Annotated in this window: 15 protein-coding genes; 9 read left to right on the top strand and 6 right to left on the bottom strand. The window is 70.1% G+C overall.

What is annotated here, in order from left to right:
- Window positions 1–113: 113 nt before the first annotated feature.
- Window positions 114–1934, top strand: coding sequence for a sensor histidine kinase (locus ACFPA8_RS06785; RefSeq protein WP_386443765.1), 1821 nt, complete (start codon window positions 114–116; stop codon window positions 1932–1934).
- Window positions 1931–2638, top strand: coding sequence for a response regulator (locus ACFPA8_RS06780; RefSeq protein WP_386443762.1), 708 nt, complete (start codon window positions 1931–1933; stop codon window positions 2636–2638). The genes ACFPA8_RS06785 and ACFPA8_RS06780 overlap by 4 nt, the downstream gene beginning before the upstream one ends.
- A 19-nt stretch (window positions 2639–2657) precedes the next feature.
- Here the strand turns inward: ACFPA8_RS06780 and ACFPA8_RS06775 are convergent, their stop codons facing one another.
- Window positions 2658–3392 carry a Type 1 glutamine amidotransferase-like domain-containing protein gene (locus tag ACFPA8_RS06775; RefSeq protein WP_386443759.1) on the bottom strand — a complete coding sequence of 245 codons (735 nt, stop codon included), beginning with the start codon at window positions 3390–3392 and terminating at the stop codon, window positions 2658–2660.
- Between the two features lie 247 nt (window positions 3393–3639).
- Between ACFPA8_RS06775 and ACFPA8_RS06770 the strand changes: the two genes are divergently transcribed.
- From ACFPA8_RS06770 to ACFPA8_RS06755, 4 genes are all read left to right on the top strand, one after another.
- On the top strand, window positions 3640–4707 hold the full coding sequence (locus ACFPA8_RS06770) for a chitinase (RefSeq protein WP_386443756.1): 1068 nt from the start codon (window positions 3640–3642) through the stop codon (window positions 4705–4707).
- Window positions 4708–4911: 204 nt separating this feature from the next.
- Complete coding sequence (locus ACFPA8_RS06765) at window positions 4912–6276, top strand: extracellular solute-binding protein (protein WP_386443753.1); 1365 nt, start codon at window positions 4912–4914, stop codon at window positions 6274–6276.
- A 56-nt stretch (window positions 6277–6332) separates the two neighbouring features.
- Window positions 6333–7211, top strand: a complete 879-nt coding sequence (locus tag ACFPA8_RS06760; RefSeq protein ID WP_386444683.1) for a carbohydrate ABC transporter permease — start codon at window positions 6333–6335, stop codon at window positions 7209–7211.
- A gap of 8 nt (window positions 7212–7219) precedes the next feature.
- On the top strand, window positions 7220–8137 hold the full coding sequence (locus ACFPA8_RS06755) for a carbohydrate ABC transporter permease (RefSeq protein ID WP_386443750.1): 918 nt from the start codon (window positions 7220–7222) through the stop codon (window positions 8135–8137).
- Between the two features lie 44 nt (window positions 8138–8181).
- Here the strand turns inward: ACFPA8_RS06755 and ACFPA8_RS06750 are convergent, their stop codons facing one another.
- Window positions 8182–8718 (bottom strand): putative immunity protein, encoded by a 537-nt coding sequence (locus tag ACFPA8_RS06750; RefSeq protein WP_386443747.1) that lies wholly within the window; start codon window positions 8716–8718, stop codon window positions 8182–8184.
- A 54-nt stretch (window positions 8719–8772) separates the two neighbouring features.
- Window positions 8773–9798 carry an ATP-dependent 6-phosphofructokinase gene (locus ACFPA8_RS06745; RefSeq protein ID WP_386443745.1) on the bottom strand — a complete coding sequence of 342 codons (1026 nt, stop codon included), beginning with the start codon at window positions 9796–9798 and terminating at the stop codon, window positions 8773–8775.
- 310 nt (window positions 9799–10108) lie between these two features.
- Here ACFPA8_RS06745 and pta point away from each other — a divergent pair, with 310 nt between their 5' ends.
- The 3 genes from pta to pyk all read left to right on the top strand — a co-directional run bounded on the left by pta (window position 10109) and on the right by pyk (window position 15124).
- Entirely contained in the window at window positions 10109–12244 is a 2136-nt protein-coding gene (gene pta, locus ACFPA8_RS06740) for a phosphate acetyltransferase (protein ID WP_386443743.1), read from the top strand.
- A 137-nt stretch (window positions 12245–12381) separates the two neighbouring features.
- A complete protein-coding gene (locus tag ACFPA8_RS06735) occupies window positions 12382–13635 on the top strand; it encodes an acetate kinase (RefSeq protein WP_386443740.1) in 1254 nt (417 codons plus the stop codon).
- Between the two features lie 61 nt (window positions 13636–13696).
- On the top strand, window positions 13697–15124 hold the full coding sequence (pyk, locus tag ACFPA8_RS06730; RefSeq protein ID WP_386443737.1) for a pyruvate kinase: 1428 nt from the start codon (window positions 13697–13699) through the stop codon (window positions 15122–15124).
- Between the two features lie 139 nt (window positions 15125–15263).
- On the opposite strand, the gene ACFPA8_RS06725 is transcribed toward pyk, so the two are convergent.
- The 3 genes from ACFPA8_RS06725 to ACFPA8_RS06715 all read right to left on the bottom strand — a co-directional run bounded on the left by ACFPA8_RS06725 (window position 15264) and on the right by ACFPA8_RS06715 (window position 17964).
- On the bottom strand, window positions 15264–16604 hold the full coding sequence (locus ACFPA8_RS06725) for a hypothetical protein (protein ID WP_386443734.1): 1341 nt from the start codon (window positions 16602–16604) through the stop codon (window positions 15264–15266).
- On the bottom strand, window positions 16594–17235 hold the full coding sequence (locus tag ACFPA8_RS06720) for a DUF6114 domain-containing protein (RefSeq protein ID WP_386443731.1): 642 nt from the start codon (window positions 17233–17235) through the stop codon (window positions 16594–16596). The genes ACFPA8_RS06725 and ACFPA8_RS06720 overlap by 11 nt, the downstream gene beginning before the upstream one ends.
- A gap of 111 nt (window positions 17236–17346) precedes the next feature.
- A complete protein-coding gene (locus ACFPA8_RS06715) occupies window positions 17347–17964 on the bottom strand; it encodes a DUF6230 family protein (RefSeq protein WP_386443728.1) in 618 nt (205 codons plus the stop codon).
- Window positions 17965–18095: the final 131 nt, after the last annotated feature.

Below are 18095 nucleotides of genomic sequence, written 5' to 3'. Positions count from 1 at the left end.
CTCGGACTCCCTCGGAGTCGCTGCCGGGTCCCGGCGACTATGCACCCCGCAGTGACGGCCGTCACGGTTGCGTGCATTACGTGCACGGAAATTCCCCAAGGCAGACTTGCCGCATGCGCGCTCCCCGTCCGCCCCGGCGGCCACGAAGCCTGGCCGGCCAGCTCTTCGTCATGCAGGTCGTTCTCGTGACCGTGCTGGTGGCGGGATGCGCCGTGTTCGCCTACGTCACGGACCGTGTACAGGCGGAGGAGTCGGCGCGGCAGCGGGCCGCCGCGACGGCCAAGGCGACGGCGAACTCCCCCTCCGTGCTGGAGGCGATACGCACCCCCCGCCCCGAGGAGCAGCTCCAGCCGTACGCGGAGCGGGTCCGGCACGACACGGGCGTCACCTTCGTCACCATCATGAACACGGACGGCGTGCGCTGGACGCACCCCGACTCGTCCCGGATCGGCGGGCGCTTCGTGGGTCACATCGGGGAGGCGGCGCGGGGCCGTACCTTCCACGAGACCTACACCGGGACGCTCGGCCCGTCCGTCCGCGTGGTGACCCCGGTGTGGGACGAGGGCCGCGTGGTGGGACTCGTCAGCGCGGGCATCGCGGTGAAGACCATCACGGCGGAGCTGCAGCGGCAGTTGACGGTCCTGCTCTGCGTCGCCGGGGGCGCACTGGCGCTGGGCGGCCTCGGCACGTACGTGATCAACGCGCGGCTGCGGCGGCACACGCACGGCATGAACGCCGCGGAGCTGAGCCGCATGCACGACTACCACCAGGCGGTGCTGCACGCCGTGCGCGAGGGGCTGCTGATGCTGGACGGACAGAAACGCGTGGCCCTCGTGAACGACGGGGCGCGCGAGCTGCTGGGCCTCGACCGGGACAAGCCCGGAGCCGGGCGGCGGGCCGGAGCCGGGAGCGGCGCCGGCGCCGTGGGGCTCAGCGTCGCGGAACTCGGCCTGCCGCCTGCTCTGACAGGGGCGCTGCTCTCCGGGGAGCCCCGGGTGGACGAGGTGCACCTCACCGGGGACCGGGTGGTCGTCGTCAACACCTCCCCCGTGGACGGCGGCGAGCAGCGCGGCACCGTGGTGACCCTCCGCGACCACACGGAGATCCAGTCGCTGGCGGGCGAGCTGGACTCGGTACGCGGCTTCGCCGAGGCGCTGCGCTCCCAGGCCCACGAGTCCGCGAACAGGCTGCACACCGTGATCTCGCTGATCGAGCTGGGACGTACGGACGAGGCGCTGGACTTCGCCACCGAGGAGCTTCAGCTGGCCCAGGCCCTCACCGACGAGGTCGTGGCGGCCGTGGCCGAGCCGGTCCTGGCAGCGCTGCTGCTCGGCAAGGCGGCGCAGGCGAACGAGCGGGGCGTGGAGCTGTCGCTCACACCGGACAGCCACATCGGCGACGGGCTGCTGCCGCCGGGGCTCCCGCACCGCGATCTCGTCACCGTCCTCGGCAACCTCATCGACAACGCCGTCGACGCGGCGGCGTCCAGCGGACCTGCGCACGGCCCCGCGGACGCACCCGGCCACGGCCCGCGGACGACGGAGCAGGAGCCCGGTCCGCTGTCCCGGCCTGCCGCAGTCCCAGCGGTGGACGGCTCCGGACGTCCCGAGACGCTCGCAACGCTCCCCCGCCCCGCCGCCGGCACCCCGCGCGTGCGGGTCGCCGTACGCAGCGAGTCCGGCGCCGGCGGGGGGACCACGCTGCTCCTGCGCGTCACCGACACCGGCCCCGGCATACCCGCCGAGGACGCCGAGGCCGTCTTCGAGCGCGGCTGGTCCACCAAGCCCGTCACCGGCGGCGACCGCGGGCAGGGACTCGGTCTCGCCCTGGTCCGTCAGACGGTGAACCGGCGCGGAGGAACGGTCCACGTCGGCACCTCGGCGGAGGGCGGGGCCGAGTTCGTGGTGCGGCTGCCGCTCCAGGAGGACGGATGAGCGAGTCCGGCGCCCCGCAGCCGATCCAGGTCCTCGTCGTCGAGGACGATCCGCTGGCCGCCGACGCGCACGCCCTCTACGTCTCCCGCGTCCCCGGCTTCGCGGTGGCCGCCGTCGTGCACTCCCGCGCGGAGGCACTGCGCTCGCTGGAGCGGCTGCCCGTCGACCTGATCCTGCTCGACCTCTACCTCCCCGACGGGCACGGCATGGCGCTGCTGCGGGCGTTGCGTACCGCTGGCCGTACGACGGATGTCTTCGCTGTGACGTCGGCACGCGATCTGACCGTCATCAGGGAGGGCGTCTCGCTGGGCGTCGTACAGCACGTGCTGAAGCCCTTCACCTTCCCGACCCTGCGCGACCGGTTGCGGCGGTACGCGCAGTTCCGCAGCACGACGGCCGGCGCCGGCGGAGAGGCGGGCAGCCAGGCCGAGGTGGACAGGGCGCTGTCCGTGCTCCGTACCGCCCCCGAAGTTCCCACGCTGCCCAAGGGGCTGAGTGCCGCGACGCTGGACGCGGTGACGCAGGCGCTGCGCGACGCCGGCGGGTCGGGGCTGACGGCGAGTGCCGCGGCGGACCGGCTCGGCGTCAACCGGATCACCGCACGGCGCTATCTGGAGCACCTCCTCGAGGGCGGGACGGCGGACCGCAGGCCGCAGTACGGACACGTGGGGCGCCCTGAGCTGTGCTACCGCTGGCGGGACTGAACGGCACGCGTCCCCGGCGTCACGGCCCTGGCAGCAGGCGCGGCTCGATGCGCTCCTCGACGGCCGAGCCGTTCTCCCGTACGACGACGTAGGCGCCCTTGCCTGCCGTCTCCGAGACGGCTTCGACGAGCCGGGTGCCGCGGTAGACGAGGCCCACTCCGTCGTCGGTGCAGTGCGTCTCGGGCAGGGTTCCGTCCGCGACGAGCCGGTGTACGAGCGGACGGCGTCCCTCGTGACTGTCGTAGTGGACGCCGTTGCCGTACGGGAGGTAGCCCAACGCGTCGGTCAGCGGCCGCAGTTCGGGACCGAAGGAGTCGGTGGTGCCGCCCTCGAACCAGCAGATCGAACCGGCGCTGACGCCGCTGAGCACCACTCCCTCCTGCCAGGCGCGTCGGAAGACGGCGTCGAGACCGTGGACGCGCCACACCGCGAGCAGGTTCGCGACCGAGCCGCCCATCACCCACACGACGTCCTGCCCGAGGACGGTGCCTTCCACGTCCTCGACGTTGGGCATCGGGAAGAGATGCAGCGGCGTCAGGTCGAACCCCGCGACGCGGGCGGCTTCCGTCATGCGGGCGGTGAAGTGCTCCGCGTCGCCGATGGCCGTGCCGACGTACAGGATGCGCGGGCGACGGCCGTGCGCACCGGACAGGTCGACGGCGTGGTGCACGAGGGCGTCGAACTCCACCATGGTGCGCCCTCCGAGACGGTGACCGCCCGAAGTGGCAAGGATCGTGGGCTCGTCGGCAGGCATGGGCAGCGATGCTATGGCCGCTGCCACCGCCACGCCAGACCGCCTCCGCAGGACAAGTGGCCGCTCTGCGCGCCCCCTCCGCGGCCGGTCGAACCCACTCTTGGGGCGCACGGATCTGATCGACTGGAACCTTTCCTTACCTTCTTATTGTCTGGACCAATGTTCCCGCGCTAGCGTGCGAGCCGCACCACCACGCGTTTCCGCATGACCCAAGTCCCTTTCCCCACCCCGAAGACGGGAGCTTGACGTGCGCCCCCACACCACCACACAGCGCAGTGCGCCGACCACTCCGCGTAGGCGCAGCCGCCTCGGCCTCGCCCTGACCGCGGCCCTCGTGGCCTCGTGCGCCCTCGCCGGCCAGGCGCAGGCCGCTCCGGACGAGGACTCGCCGCGCCCGTCCGCGAAGCCGGCACCGGAACCGGCGGCCGCCGCTCCGAGCGGCCTCAACGGCCCCTACCTCTACCTCGGTTGGGACAACCCGCCGAACGCCGTGGATCTGATGGAGGAGACGGGCCTCACGCAGCTCACCATGGCCTTCATCCTGTCCGACGGCGGCTGTTCACCCGCCTGGGACGGCAGCAGGCCGCTGGCCGGCGGCCAGGACGAGCAGACCATCAAGGCGGTGCAGGCCGCCGGCGGGGACATCACTCCCTCCATCGGCGGCTGGAGCGGCAGCAAGCTGGGCGAAGTGTGCTCCAGCGCGGAGGAGTTGGCCGGCGCGTACCAGAAGGTGATCGACGCCTACGGACTGAAGTCCGTCGACGTCGACATCGAATCCACCGAGTTCGAGAGCGCGGAGGCCCGGCAGCGCGTCATCGACGCACTGAAGATCGTCAAGGACGGCAACGAGGGCATCAAGGTCTATCTGACCTTCGGAACCACCACCCAGGGCCCCAACGCCAACGGAAAGGACCTCATCCAGAAGGGCGCCGACGCCGGACTGGACGTGGACGGCTGGACCGTCATGCCCTTCGACTTCGGCGACGGCACCACCGACCTGGCCGCCGCGACCAGGTCCGCGGTGGACGGGCTCGCGCAGACGGTGGGCGCGGCGTACGGCATCTCCACCGAAGAGGCCTACCGCAAGGCCGGCTTCTCCTCGATGAACGGAATCACGGACGTGCAGGGCGAATCCGTCTCCCCTGCCGACTTCCGGTCGATGGTCGACTACGCGAAGGAACACCACCTGGCGCGGGCGAGTTTCTGGTCGGTCAACCGGGACCGCCCCTGCACCGGAGGCGGTGCGGATTCGTGCAGCGGAGTCGACCAGCAGCCGTGGGAATTCTCCAAAATCCTTGCGGAGTACACGGGTTGAGGCGCGCAGCGTCGCCCGCGGGCGGACGGGACGGATCAGGCCGCCGACGGCGTTGATAACAACGTTGTCACGGTGTTGAACTGCGTGTCTGCACGGCCATTGACCTGAACACGACGGGCGGGTGATTGTACGGACAAAGCCGTCCGACGCGGCCTGCGGCCCCTCAGGGCCGCCGGGCCGTGGCCCAAGGAGGTCAGGCCCGTCATGTCCGTGCGCCCCGCCACCCCGCTGGCACTCAGCATCGCCGCAGTCCTCGCCGCAGGCACCCTCACCGCCTGCGGCGGGGGCTCCGGGAGCGACCCCGACACGATCAAGATCGCCTTCCCCAAGGACACCGACAAGAAGGTCACGGTGCGGGACGACTACGTCAAGGACGTGGCCGAGGAGTTCGAGAAGAAGAACAAGGGCAAGAAGGTCGAGATCATCCCGATCCAGGCATCGCAGCAGGACTACTACTCCAAGATCCAGCAGATGATGCGCTCGCCCAAGACCGCGCCCGACCTTGTCTACGAGGACACCTTCCTCATCAACTCCGACATCAAGAGCGGTTATCTGCGGCCGCTCGACGACAAGCTCAAGAAGTGGAAGACCTGGGACCAGTTCGAGCCGAGCGCCAAGACCGCCGCCAAGGCCGAGGACGGCAAGACGTACGGCGTGCCGGACGGAACCGACACCCGGGCCATCTGGTTCAACAAGAAGATCTTCAAGCAGGCCGGGCTGCCGGAGGACTGGAAGCCCAAGACCTGGGACGAGGTGCTCGACGCGGCCCGTACGGTCAAGAAGGAAGTGCCCGGCAAGATCCCGCTGAACGTCTTCACCGGCAAGGCCGCGGGCGAGGCAGCCGCCATGCAGGGCTTCGAGATGCTGCTCTACGGCACGGGCGAAGACCCGCTGTACGACAAGAAGTCGAAGAAGTGGGTCAAGGGCAGCAAGGGCTTCAAGGACAGCCTGAAGTTCGTCGAGACAGTTTACGGAGACGGCCTCGGCCCCGATGTCGACGCGGCCCTCAACCCCAACATCCAGACCAAGGTCGGCACCGACCTCTTCCCCAAGGGGAAGCTGGCCATCGGCATCGACGGCTCCTTCCTCAGCAACAACTGGATCAAGACCGGCGGCAGCCCGTGGCCCGAATGGGACGAGACCATGGGCATGGCGCCGATGCCGACGCAGAACGGCGAGGCGCCGGGCGAGGTCAGCATGTCCGGCGGCTGGACGTGGTCCGTCCCCGCCAAGTCGCAGAACCCCGACCTGGCCTGGGAGATGATCAAGACCTTCCAGACCAAGAAGAACGCCGTCGAGTGGTGCGTGCGCGGCTCGCAGATCGCCGTACGCAAGGACGTCGCCGCGGAGGAGCGGTACCTGAACTCGCTGCCCGGCATCAAGTTCTTCACCGACCGCGTCGAGCACAGCCAGTACCGTCCCGCGCTGCCCGTCTACCCGCAGGTCTCCACCGCGATCACCGAGGCCATGGAGACGGTGACGACGGGCGACGGATCCGTCGGCGAAGCCGCCAAGTCCTATGACGAGCAACTCGATTCGATCACCGACGGAGCGGTCACGACGAAGTGAGCACCACCGGACTCGCCTCGCCCGTCAGCAAGGGACGCCCCGGCGGGGGCGACGGCATCACCCGCGATCCGCGCGGCAGAGGTACGCGCGCCCTGCGCTGGCTGCCGATCGCCCCCGCCACCGTCCTGCTCCTGCTGTTCCTGGCCGGGCCGATCGCGTACTGCGTCTACATCGCGTTCACCGACATGCAGCTGACGGGCCAGGCATCGGCGTCCTTCGTGGGCCTCGACAACTTCGAACGGGCCTTCAGCGACGCGAAGTTCGTCAACGCCGTCGTCCTGACCCTGGTCTTCACCCTCATCTCCAGCATCCTCGGGCAGAACACCCTCGGCCTGACGCTGGCGGCGCTGATGGCACGCTCGTCGAAGGTCGTCCGGTCCGTAACAGGCGCGGTCGTCATCAGTGCCTGGGTGCTGCCGGAGATCGTGGCGGGCTTCCTGCTCTACACGTTCTTCAACAAGGAGGGGACGCTCAACGCCGTCCTCGACTTCCTGCATCTGCCGTCCCAGAACTGGCTGTACACGCTGCCCATCCTCGCGGTCTCCTTCGCCAACGTCTGGCGGGGAACGGCCTTCTCCATGCTCGTCTACTCGGCGGCGCTCTCGGAGATCCCCAAGGAGGTCACCGAATCCGCCGAGGTCGACGGCGCGGGCGCGTGGCAGCGGCTGTGGCACATCACGCTGCCGATGATCCGCCGCTCCATCGGCACCAACCTGATGCTCAACACCCTGCAGACGCTCTCGGTGTTCGGGCTGATCTGGGCGATGACCCGCGGCGGCCCCGGGGGCCGCAGCGAAACCCTGCCGATCTTCATGTACGACCAGGCGTTCAACAAGTCCCTCATCGGTTACGGCACCGCGGTGGCGCTGCTCCTGCTCGTGGTCGGCGCGCTCTTCTCGGTCGTCTATCTGCGCCTGATGCGCGAGGAGGTCTGAGGCGAGCGATGACCGCGATCCACGACTCCGTCCCCGGCACGGCCGGGAACCCGGGCCGCCCGGCCACGGGCACCGGCCGCCGGCCGTCCTCCGGCCGCACGCTCAGCAGGCCCGCGCGGCAGCGGCTCGCAGCCGACCTCGGGCTGCTCGTCATCGTCGCGTCCTTCGTACTGCCGCTGCTGTGGCTGCTGTTCGCCTCGGTGGACAAGGACCCCGGGATGACCGTGAGCCCGCCCGGCTCCCTCACCACGGACAACTTCTCGGCCGTGCTGACGGACGAGATCACCTTCACGCCGATGCTCAACAGCCTGCTGCTGTGCGGCGGCGCCACACTGATGACGGTCACCGGAGCGGCCCTCGCGGCCTATCCGCTCTCCCGCTACCGGGCCCGCTTCGCCCGCCCGTACCTGCTGACGATCCTCTTCACGACCTGCCTGCCCATCACGGCCGTCATGGTGCCTGTCTACGGCCTGTTCGTGCAGACGAACCTCATCGACACGATGCACGGCACGTCGTTCTTCCTCGCCACGTCCCAACTGCCGTTCGCCATCTGGCTGATGAAGAACTTCATGGACGGCGTACCGGTGGCGCTCGAAGAGGCCGCGTGGACGGACGGCGCAAGCTGGCTGCAGGCGCTGGTCAGGGTGATCCTCCCGCTGATGGGCCCCGGATTCTCGGTCGTCACGGTCTACAGCTTCATCATGATGTGGGGCAACTTCTTCGTCCCCTTCATGCTCCTCATCAGCCCGGAGCAACTCCCCGCGTCCGTCAGCATCTTCACCTTCTTCGGCAACTTCGGTTCCATCGCCTACGGCGAGCTGGCCGCCTTCTCGATCCTGTACTCCACGCCGGTGCTGCTGCTCTACATCCTCATCTCCAAGCGCCTGGGCGGCGGCTTCACCCTCGGCGGTGCGGTCAAGGGCTGACCACGCCGGCGACGAGCGCCAGTCCGGGCGCCGGGCGGTCTGCGCTACGGCGTCCGCAATGAGCTGTCCAGGGCCTTCATCAGGTGCGCGACGCGGCTCTTTCCCGTGGGGGCGAGGGGATACCGGCCGAGAACGTCGATGAGCACAGGCGTGGCGCGCCGACGCGCCTGCCGGATCACCGCGTCTCCCACGGCGGGGTCGTCGCCGGCGCGCAGCTCGGCCGCCCGCGCCGCGCTTGCGGTCGCGCGCAGGATGTGGCCGACCTGGGTCGCCTTCGCAAGGGGGTGCAGGTACGCGGCGGATGCCGCGTCGCCCGCAGCACGCGCAGCATGACCGGCGGCTTCGCCGGCGGCGGCTCTTGCAGCGCGGTGCGCGTCCAGCGAGGCGACGCGCTGGAGCTTCGTCCGTGGAGCGCCGTTCGCGAAGGTCCATGCAGCCTCGACGGCGGTGCGGGGCCGCGCGTCCTCGGGATGAGCGTCCTCGAAGAAGCCGAGGACTTCTTGTGCGCTCTCGGCCGCGTAGCGGGCCACGGCCCGCAGTTCGTCCATCGTCAGCTCGAAATCGCCTGGTCCGATCGGCATGCGCTCCATTCTCCGGCGCCCCGGTGCCGCCCCGCCCGACGCCCCCGCCTGCGGTCAGTAGACCGACTCGGCCTCGTCCATGCGGTCCTGCGGCACACGCTTCAGCTCGCTCACCGCGTTCGCCAGCGGCGTCATGACGATCTCGGTGCCGCGCAGCGCCGTCATCTGCCCGAAGTCCCCTCGGTGCGCCGCCTCGACGGCGTGCCAGCCGAAGCGGGTGGCGAGCACCCGGTCGTACGCGGTGGGTGTGCCGCCCCGCTGCACGTGCCCGAGTATGACCGGCTTGGCCTCCTTGCCGAGGCGGTGTTCCAGCTCGCTGGCCAGGCGGTTGCCGATGCCGACGAAGCGCTCGTGCCCGTACTGGTCGATGACGCCCTTCTCGTAGGGCATCGACCCCTGGGCGGGATGAGCGCCCTCGGCGACGCAGATCAGTGCGAACTTCTTCTCGCGGGCGAAGCGCTCCTCGACCATCTTCACCAGGTCGTCGACCTCGAAGGGCCGCTCCGGGATGCAGATTCCGTGCGCGCCGGCCGCCATGCCCGCCTCCAGGGCGATCCAGCCGGCGTGCCGTCCCATGACCTCGACGACCATGACGCGCTGGTGCGACTCGGCGGTGGTCTTCAGCCGGTCCATGGCCTCGGTCGCGACGCCGACGGCCGTGTCGAAGCCGAAGGTGCGGTCGGTCGCGGAGATGTCGTTGTCGATGGTCTTGGGAACGCCGACGACGGGCAGTCCCGCGTCCGCGAGCATCCGCGCCGCGGTGAGCGTGCCTTCACCGCCGATGGGGATGAGCGCGTCCAGGCCGAGGCGGTCGATGAGCTCCTCGGAGTTGTCGCAGGCCTCACGGAGCCTGTCCCGCTCGAGCCGCGCGGAGCCGAGGATGGTGCCGCCGCGGGCGAGGATGCCGGCGACGTCGTTCGTGTCGAGCGGGCGGTGGCGGCCGTCGAGGAGCCCCGTGAATCCGTCTTCGAAGCCGATGACTTCGTCACCGCGGTCGTGCACGGCCCGGTGGACGACGGAACGGATCACGGCGTTCAGACCGGGGCAGTCGCCGCCTGCCGTGAGGACTCCGATGCGCATGGGGGTTCTATCTCCTGGTCGGTGAGTGACCCGCGTGGTACGGGCCGCCGGGCTGCTCGGTCCTGAAAGGAGCCGAGAGGGAGTGTTTCATGTGTTGAACGCGGGCCGCACTGCCCGTCCGCCCACCGGACCCCCTCGGTCCGCACCGCGCCTCCGCCTCGGCGATCACCGCCGGCGGCCCGGCCGCGCCGGGCACGCCCGAACGCGGGCGGGCGTTCTCCGTGCGGAATGCAGGGAATCCCTCCGGGAACCCACTATTCCACGGCCGGCTCCCCCGGCCGCCCGTCCAGCGACGAGAGGTTGACCACCCGTGACGCGCAGCGTGTACGTGACCGGAATCGGCCGCGGCGACGGCCGCCAGGTCGTCGAGCTGGGAGTCATGGAACTCCTGACCAGGCAGGTGGACCGGGTGGGGATCTTCCGCCCGCTGGTGCACGAGGGCACTCCGTCCGGCGAGCGCCTCTACGAGCTGCTGCGCAGCCGGTACCGCCTCACCCAGCCCCCGGAGACCGTCTTCGGCATGAGCTACGAGGAGGGCGCGGCGCTCCAGGCGGAGAAGGGGGAGGACGAGCTGGTCTCCCGCCTCGTGGAGCGCTTCCACGCGGTCGCCGCGGGCCACGAGGCGGTGCTCGTCCTCGGAACGGACTACGCCGACACCCAGCTCCCCGCGGAGCTTGCCCTCAACGCGCGGCTGGCCAACGAGTTCGGGGCGCCCGTGCTGCCCGTCGTGTCGGGCAGGGGCCAGAGCGCCGAGTCCCTGGCCTCGGAGGTGCGGAACGCCCGCCACGCCTTCGCGTCTCTCGGCTCCCACGTCGTGGCGATGATCGCCAACCGGGTACGCGAGTCCGAAGCGCGGGAGACGTCCCGGCTGCTCGCCGGACAGCTGCCCGAACCGGTGTACGTACTGCCGGAAGAGCCTGCCCTGTCGGCACCGACCGTCGCCCAGGTGCGGGACAAGCTGGGCGCGGAGCTGCTGCTGGGCGCCCCGGAGGCACTGGGACGTGACGTCCGCGACTTCGTCTTCGGCGGCGCTCACCTGCCGGTGTTCCTGCCCGCCCTGACCGAGGGCTGCATGGTGATCACGCCGGGGGACCGGGCCGACCTGGTCGTCGGGGCGCTGGCCGCCCACGCGGCCGGCTCCCCCGCCATCGCGGGTGTGGTGCTCACTCTCGGCGAGCGGCCGGGGGCACAGACCATGGCGCTGGCGAGCCGTCTCGCCCCCAGTACGCCCGTACTGGCCGTCCCCGGCGGCTCGTTCCCGACGGCGGCGGAGCTCTTCGGGCTGGAGGGCAGGCTCACGGCGGCGACGCCGCGCAAGGCGGAGGTCGCCCTCGGCCTGTTCGAACGGCACGTGGACACAGCGCAGTTGACGCAGCAGCTCGCCGTCGAGCGGGGCGAGCGGGTCACGCCGATGATGTTCGAGCGGGAGCTCGTCGAACGGTCCCGCTCGGACCGGCGTCACATCGTCCTGCCGGAGGGCGGCGAGGAGCGGGTGCTGCGGGCCGCGGAGGTGCTGCTCAGGCGCGACATCTGCGATCTGACGCTGCTGGGCGAGCCGGACGCCGTCCGCAAGCGCGCGGCCGAGCTGGGCGTGGACCTGGCCCTCCTCGGCGACGACGAGCTGCCGCCTGCCTCGCAGGCTTCGGCCCGGATCGTGGACCCGCAGACCTCGCCGCTCCGGGAGCGCTTCGCCGAGGTGTACGCGGAGCTCCGCCGCCACAAGGGAGTCACCTTCGAGCTCGCTCACGACGTCGTCGCGGACGTGTCCTACTTCGGGACGCTCATGGTGCGCGAGGGCCTCGCGGACGGCATGGTCTCCGGCGCCGCCCACTCCACTGCGGCGACGATCCGTCCGGCCTTCGAAGTGATCAAGACACGTGAGGACGCGTCGACCGTCTCCTCGGTCTTCTTCATGTGCCTGGCCGACCGTGTGCTCGTGTACGGCGACTGCGCGGTGGTACCCGACCCGGACGCGCGGCAGCTCGCCGACATCGCGGTGCAGTCGGCGACGACGGCGCAGCAGTTCGGCGTGGAGCCCCGGATCGCGATGCTGTCGTACTCGACTGGCACCTCGGGCTCCGGTGCGGACGTCGACAAGGTGCGGGAGGCGACCGGCCTCGTACGGCGGTGGCGGCCGGAGCTGCTGGTGGAGGGCCCCGTGCAGTACGACGCGGCCGTGGACCCGTCCGTCGCGGCGGCCAAGCTGCCCGGCTCAAAGGTGGCGGGCAGGGCGACCGTGCTGGTCTTCCCGGACCTCAACACCGGCAACAACACCTACAAGGCGGTGCAGCGTTCGGCCGGGGCCGTGGCCGTGGGTCCCGTCCTGCAGGGGCTCCGCAAGCCGGTGAACGATCTCTCGCGTGGTGCGATGGTCTCCGACATCGTCAACACCGTGGCGATCACCGCCGTACAGGCACAGCAGAACAGTGCGCCGGCCCGGCGGTGACCCTGCCAGCGCCGGCCCGGCGGTGACCCTGCCAGCGTCGGCCCGGCGGTGAACCTGCCTGTCACCTGCCTGTCACCACGGGCGTCCCGTCCGGTGTCCGCAGCCGCCCGTCCACTTCCAGAAAGCAGAGCCCGCCTGTGACCGCCACCCGTGTCCTCGTACTCAACTCCGGCTCCTCGTCGGTGAAGTACCAGCTGCTGGAGATGACCGACGAGTCGAGACTGGCCGTCGGCCTCGTGGAGCGCATCGGTGAGAATCAGTCGCGGCTGACGCACGTCTGCCTGCGGCGCGGGAGCCCCGTGGCTTCGGAAGGTGAACGCCGGGAACGCGTGGAGGAGTTCGCGGACCACGAGGCCGCGCTGCGGGCAGCCGCGGAGGAGCTGGCGGCCGACGGGCTCGGCCTGGACTCGCCCGGGCTGGCCGCGATCGGGCACCGGGTCGTGCACGGCGGACAGTGGTTCACGCGTCCCACGCTCGTCGACGACGACGTGCTCGCGGAGATCCGCCGGCTCGTGCCGGTCGCACCGCTGCACAACCCGGCCAACCTCACGGGGATCACCACCGCGCAGACCCTCAGCCCCGGGCTGCCGCAGGTCGCGGTCTTCGACACCACCTTCCACACGACGATGCCGGAGCACGCCGCCCGCTACGCCATCGACGTCGGGACCGCGGACGAGCACCGGGTGCGGCGGTACGGCTTCCACGGCACCTCGCACGCGTACGTGTCCCGCCGGACCGCCGAGCTGCTCGGCAAGGACCCGTCGGAGGTCAACGTGATCGTGCTGCATCTGGGCAACGGCGCCTCCGTCTCCGCGGTGGAGGGGGGCCGGTGTGTGGACACCTCGATGGGGCTGACCCCGCTCGAGGGCCTGGTGATGGGTACCCGCTCCGGGGACCTCGACCCGGCCGTGGTCTTCCACCTGGTGAGGGTGGCGGGCATGACGGTGGACGAGGTCGACGAGCTGCTGAACAAGCGGAGCGGGCTCGTCGGGCTGTGCGGGGACAACGACATGAGGGAGATCCGCCGCCGTATCGAGGAGGGGGACGAGCGCGCGCAACTCGCCTTCGACATCTACATCCACCGGATCAAGAAGTACATCGGGGCGTACTACGCGGTGCTCGGCCGCGTCGACGCCGTGGCCTTCACCGCGGGAGTGGGCGAGAATTCGCCTCCGGTACGCGAGGCCGCGCTCGCCGGCCTCGAGGGGCTCGGTCTGGCTGTCGACCCGGCCGCGAACGAAGCGGAGGGACCGGCCGCCGACGGTGCCCGGCTGATCTCCTCCCGGGACGCGCGGGTCGCGGCGGCCGTCGTACCGACCGACGAGGAGCTGGAGATCGCACGCCAGACGTACGCGCTGGTCACCGGCAGGGAGCCGCGCCAAACCGGATGACCACGTGATCCACTTCACCCCCGATACGTTCCGCGTTTGAACAAACCGTTAGGATCGCCCCATGCGCCGTTCCAAAATCGTCTGCACCCTGGGCCCTGCCGTCGACTCCTACGACCAGCTGAAGACGCTGATCGAGGCCGGCATGAACGTGGCCCGCTTCAACATGAGCCACGGGTCCCACCCGGAGCACGAGGAGCGGTACGACCGCGTCCGCAAGGCCGCCGAGGAGACCGGCAGGGCGGTCGGCGTCCTCGCCGACCTCCAGGGTCCGAAGATCCGTCTGGAGACCTTCGCCGAGGGGCCCGTCGAGCTGATCCGCGGCGAAGAGTTCACGATCACCACCGAGGACGTCCCGGGCGACAAGACGATCTGCGGCACCACCTACAAGGGCCTGACGGGCGACGTCGCCAAGGGCGACCCGATCCTGATCAACGACGGGAACGTCGCCCTCCAGGTGACCGAGGTCGACGGACCCCACGTACGCACCATCGTCATCGAGGGCGGCGTGATCTCCGACCACAAGGGGATCAATCTGCCGGGCGCGGCCGTGAACGTCCCCGCACTGTCCGACAAGGACGTCGAGGACCTGAAGTTCGCCCTGCGGATGGGCTGCGACATGGTCGCGCTCTCCTTCGTGCGGGACGCCACCGACGTACGCGACGTGCACCGCATCATGGACGAGGTCGGGCGCCGGGTGCCGCTGATCGCCAAGGTGGAGAAGCCTCAGGCGGTGGCGAACATGGAAGCGGTCGTCATGGCCTTCGACGGGGTGATGGTCGCCCGCGGCGACCTCGCGGTGGAGTATCCGCTGGAGCGGGTGCCGATGGTGCAGAAGCGCCTGATCGAGATGTGCCGCCGCAACGCCAAGCCGGTGATCGTGGCGACGCAGATGATGGAGTCGATGATCACCAACTCCCGCCCCACGCGCGCCGAGGCGTCCGACGTGGCCAACGCGATCCTCGACGGGGCGGACGCGGTGATGCTCTCCGCCGAGTCCTCGGTGGGGCAGTTCCCGGTCGAGACCGTCAAGACGATGTCGAAGATCGTCGAGGCGGCCGAGGAGGAGCTGCTCAGCCGCGGTCTTCAGCCGCTCGTGCCCGGCAAGAAGCCCCGTACACAGGGCGGTTCGGTGGCGCGCGCAGCCGCGGAGATGGCGGACTTCCTCAACGGGAAGGCCCTGGTGGCGTTCACCAAGTCCGGGGACACGGCGCGGCGCCTCTCCCGCTACCGGGCCTGCCAGCCGATCCTCGCCTTCACCACCGAGCCCGAGACGCGCAACCAGCTCACGCTCAGCTGGGGCGTCGAGACCTACGTCGTGCCGCACGTGGAGCACACCGACGAGATGGTCGAACTCGTCGACGCCGAGCTGCTGAAGCTCCAGCGCTACGACGCCGGAGACACCATGCTCATCACCGCGGGCTCACCGCCCGGCGTACCGGGCACCACCAACATGGTGCGGGTGCACCACCTCGGCGGCACCCAGGACTGACACGCCGCCTCCGCGCCGCGAGCCCGCGGCGCGGAGGCGTTCGGGAGCAGGGACACCGCACAGGAGGGCCCGCGACCTCTTGACCGAGGTCGCGGGCCCTCCTGTGCGGTGCGGTGCGGCGGTGCCGCCGGCGTTCGGCTCAGTCGATGCTCTGACTCAGCCCCGGTACGGTCAGGTTGCCGCCGAACTGGCCGGCCTGCTTGACCTCGACGTTGGTGAAGTACGCCTCCGGGATGTTCAGCGGCGGCGGGTGCTCCGGGTCGAAGGTGATCGGGATCAGCCCGAAGAGGTTGCCCTTGAGCCGCTCCGTGTACATCGTCACCTGGCCGTCGCGGATGGTGGACGTCGAGCCCTTGGCCGCCCGGACGTGGTACCTGGTGCCGTCCGGAGCGTCGACGATCTGGTGCAGGTCGCCGATGTCCACGCTCTTGGCCGTGAACTTCAGGGCCTGCTTCGTCTTGCCGTTCGCGGTACGGAGGTTGACGACGCCCTTGTAGTCGAGGCCGTGCAGCCCGAGAGAGCTCGCCTCGAGCGTCCACGGGTCGTTGGGCAGCGTGGCAGGGGTCTGCTCGTCCTCGCCCGGGTCCTTCTTCGCCTCGACGCAGGGGAACGCCTTCTTGCCGTCCTTGCCCGCCTTCTGGGACTCCGCCTTGTCGCCGGAGAGCCCGTCCTCGGCGCCCTGAGCGGCGTCGCCGGCGGTCTCGCCCAGCTTGTCGGCCGTGTCCTTCAGGCCGTCGCCCACCTTGCCGACTGTGTCGTCGGCGGGCTCGGAGCCGGACTTGGACGAGGAGGAACCCGAGTCGGACGGCGCAGGGCTGGAAGCCTTCTCCTCCGCCTCCTTCTCCTCCTGTTCCTCCTGCTCGGCCTTCTCCTTCTTCTCCTCCGGGCTCAGGATGTCGCCGATCGCATCCCCGATGCCGCCGAGGAAACCACCGTCGTCCTCTTCCTCTTCCTCGTCGTCGCCCTCCTCGGGGTCCGACGGGCTCGGAGAGGGCTCGGGCTCCTCGGAACCGCCGCCGCTTCCGCCGCTTCCGCCACCGGACGAGGGAGGCTCGGACGGTTCGGGTTCAGGCTTCTCGGGCCCGGAACCGGAGCCCGAACCGGGCTCGTCGGTGCCGGCGCCGTCCCCGGCGGAGTCGCCGGAGCCGTCCTGGCCCTGCTCGCCGCCTGCTTCGCCCTTCCCGGCCTCGTCCTTCTTCTCGTCCTCCGCGTCCTTGTCGGGCTGAGAGACGCAAGGGCCGGGCTTGAAGGGGTTCTTGGGCAGCGGCTTGGCATTGGCCAGCTGGGGGGTGAGCCCCATGCCCATAAGGACCGCGGACGGCATCGCCGCGATGGCTATCGCCTTGCCCGCGGGGACATGCAGACGGGTCAGCAGCGGCTTCCTCGGAGCCGCGTGGCGCGGTCCGGTTCTCCCGCGGCCGGCGTCGGGCGCTCCTTGCGCCGACGTACCCGCCTCCTCATGCACCTCGTCACCCGGCACGGTGCCTCCCGTTCCCGTGGTTCGCATCGGCTCCGGACGAGGGAGCCGTTCCAAAGACTGAAAGGTCGTCCTGGGCCGTGCCCGTGAGGCCTGTGCCCGAGCCCGCCTCCTTGCCCTCCACACCTGCCGAACCGGACGCCGAGGAGTGGGCGGAGCTGGGGAGCCCCTGCTCCGTCGTGTCCGTCGTGCCCGCGCCCTGGGGTCCGTCTGCGGCGGTCTCACGCTTGGCCGGCGGCTTCCCCGGGGCCCATGCGACGCCCAGCGCACCGCCGAGCAGTCCCAGCAGGAACCCGATCATGAAAGCGCCGACGTTCGACACGACCAGCGAAACCAGGGACAGCAGAATCGCCGCGATTCCGGCGAAGACCCGCGACTGCGGCTGGAACCACATCGTCAGCCCGAGTACGACCAGCAGCACGCCGATGATCAGCGAGCCGGCGCCCGCCGTCGTGGACATCCGGATGGTCAGCGAACCCAGCGTGAAGTTCTGGTACGGGATGTACATGATGGGGATACCGGCGAGGAGGGTCAGCAACCCGCCCCAGAACGGGCGCTGTCCACGCCACTCCCGGAACGAACTGCGCTTCTGGCCAAATCCGGAAGTCGGCCTTTGTCGCGTCTCGGCGCTCATGTCGTACAGCTCCTCGGGACTGGCACAAAGCTTGCGTTGGTGGAGCCGACCGGACGGGCGCGGAGCGGCAAGGAGCAGCCGCTCCGCACTCGTGCGGTCAGTGAGTGCCCGTCAGTAGCACTCGTTCTTGCCCTTCTTCACGGCCATCTTCAGCCCGCTGAGCTTGAACGTGCCGGCGGTCGTCGCCCAGGCACGCTGCTTGACATCCGTGAATGTCGCCGTGTCGGCCTGCTGCGCGAACGAGCCGGGCAGGTACTTGTCGCCCTTGTTCGGACCGGGACCCTTCGTGGTCTCGTCCGCGGCGACGCCGATGTCGACGTTCTTGAACGTCGCATTGGCGGCTATGTCGTCGGCGTCGACGTAGAGCTTCTTCGCCTCGACCTCCGGGCCGCCGGCAGCGCCGGCGCCCAGCTTCATCGTCACGTCGCCGAAGGCCGGTACCGGCACGACGACGGACTGGCAAAGGTTCCTGATCTTCGCCGAGTTGAAACCGACAACCGCGACGGGCTTCTTACCGGCCTTCGTCGAGTCGACGGCTCCGTACTGAACGAACCCGGTGCCTTCGAGCTTGTCGGCAGCAATCTTGAACTGCTGCCCCGAAACGCTGAACGATGCCGCCAGCGCACCCTGCGAGAGAGCGACACCGATCGCTGCGGTCGCAGCGACACTCGGCACCATGACGACGGCGAACCGCTTCCATCTGGTCCCGCCACGAGCCAGGGACTCCATGACTTTCCTCCTTCTCGGACGTACATCTCCGGCCTGGACGAGCCGCTCCTGAAACGGCCCGCTCCCTGACCTGGGATGGGAGAAGTGCTACGTCCTCGGGAAGGAGAGCGCCGTCATCGACAGACGTACGG

This window comes from Streptomyces ovatisporus (assembly GCF_042653885.1).
Lineage (GTDB): Bacteria > Actinomycetota > Actinomycetes > Streptomycetales > Streptomycetaceae > Streptomyces > Streptomyces ovatisporus.
The sequence above is the reverse complement of the archived record's forward strand: the minus strand, read 5'-3'. Positions and strand labels throughout refer to the sequence as shown.

What these genes read in the sequence shown, in the direction of transcription:
- ACFPA8_RS06765 (WP_386443753.1), top strand. Translation starts at nt 4,912, where the DNA reads ATGTCCGTGCGCCCCGCCACCCCGCTGGCACTCAGCATCGCCGCAGTC.
- ACFPA8_RS06720 (WP_386443731.1), bottom strand. Translation starts at nt 17,235, where the DNA reads ATGAGCGCCGAGACGCGACAAAGGCCGACTTCCGGATTTGGCCAGAAG.
- pyk (WP_386443737.1), top strand. Translation starts at nt 13,697, where the DNA reads ATGCGCCGTTCCAAAATCGTCTGCACCCTGGGCCCTGCCGTCGACTCC.
- ACFPA8_RS06775 (WP_386443759.1), bottom strand. Translation starts at nt 3,392, where the DNA reads ATGCCTGCCGACGAGCCCACGATCCTTGCCACTTCGGGCGGTCACCGT.
- ACFPA8_RS06780 (WP_386443762.1), top strand. Translation starts at nt 1,931, where the DNA reads ATGAGCGAGTCCGGCGCCCCGCAGCCGATCCAGGTCCTCGTCGTCGAG.
- ACFPA8_RS06745 (WP_386443745.1), bottom strand. Translation starts at nt 9,798, where the DNA reads ATGCGCATCGGAGTCCTCACGGCAGGCGGCGACTGCCCCGGTCTGAAC.
- ACFPA8_RS06755 (WP_386443750.1), top strand. Translation starts at nt 7,220, where the DNA reads ATGACCGCGATCCACGACTCCGTCCCCGGCACGGCCGGGAACCCGGGC.
- ACFPA8_RS06785 (WP_386443765.1), top strand. Translation starts at nt 114, where the DNA reads ATGCGCGCTCCCCGTCCGCCCCGGCGGCCACGAAGCCTGGCCGGCCAG.
- ACFPA8_RS06715 (WP_386443728.1), bottom strand. Translation starts at nt 17,964, where the DNA reads ATGGAGTCCCTGGCTCGTGGCGGGACCAGATGGAAGCGGTTCGCCGTC.
- ACFPA8_RS06750 (WP_386443747.1), bottom strand. Translation starts at nt 8,718, where the DNA reads ATGCCGATCGGACCAGGCGATTTCGAGCTGACGATGGACGAACTGCGG.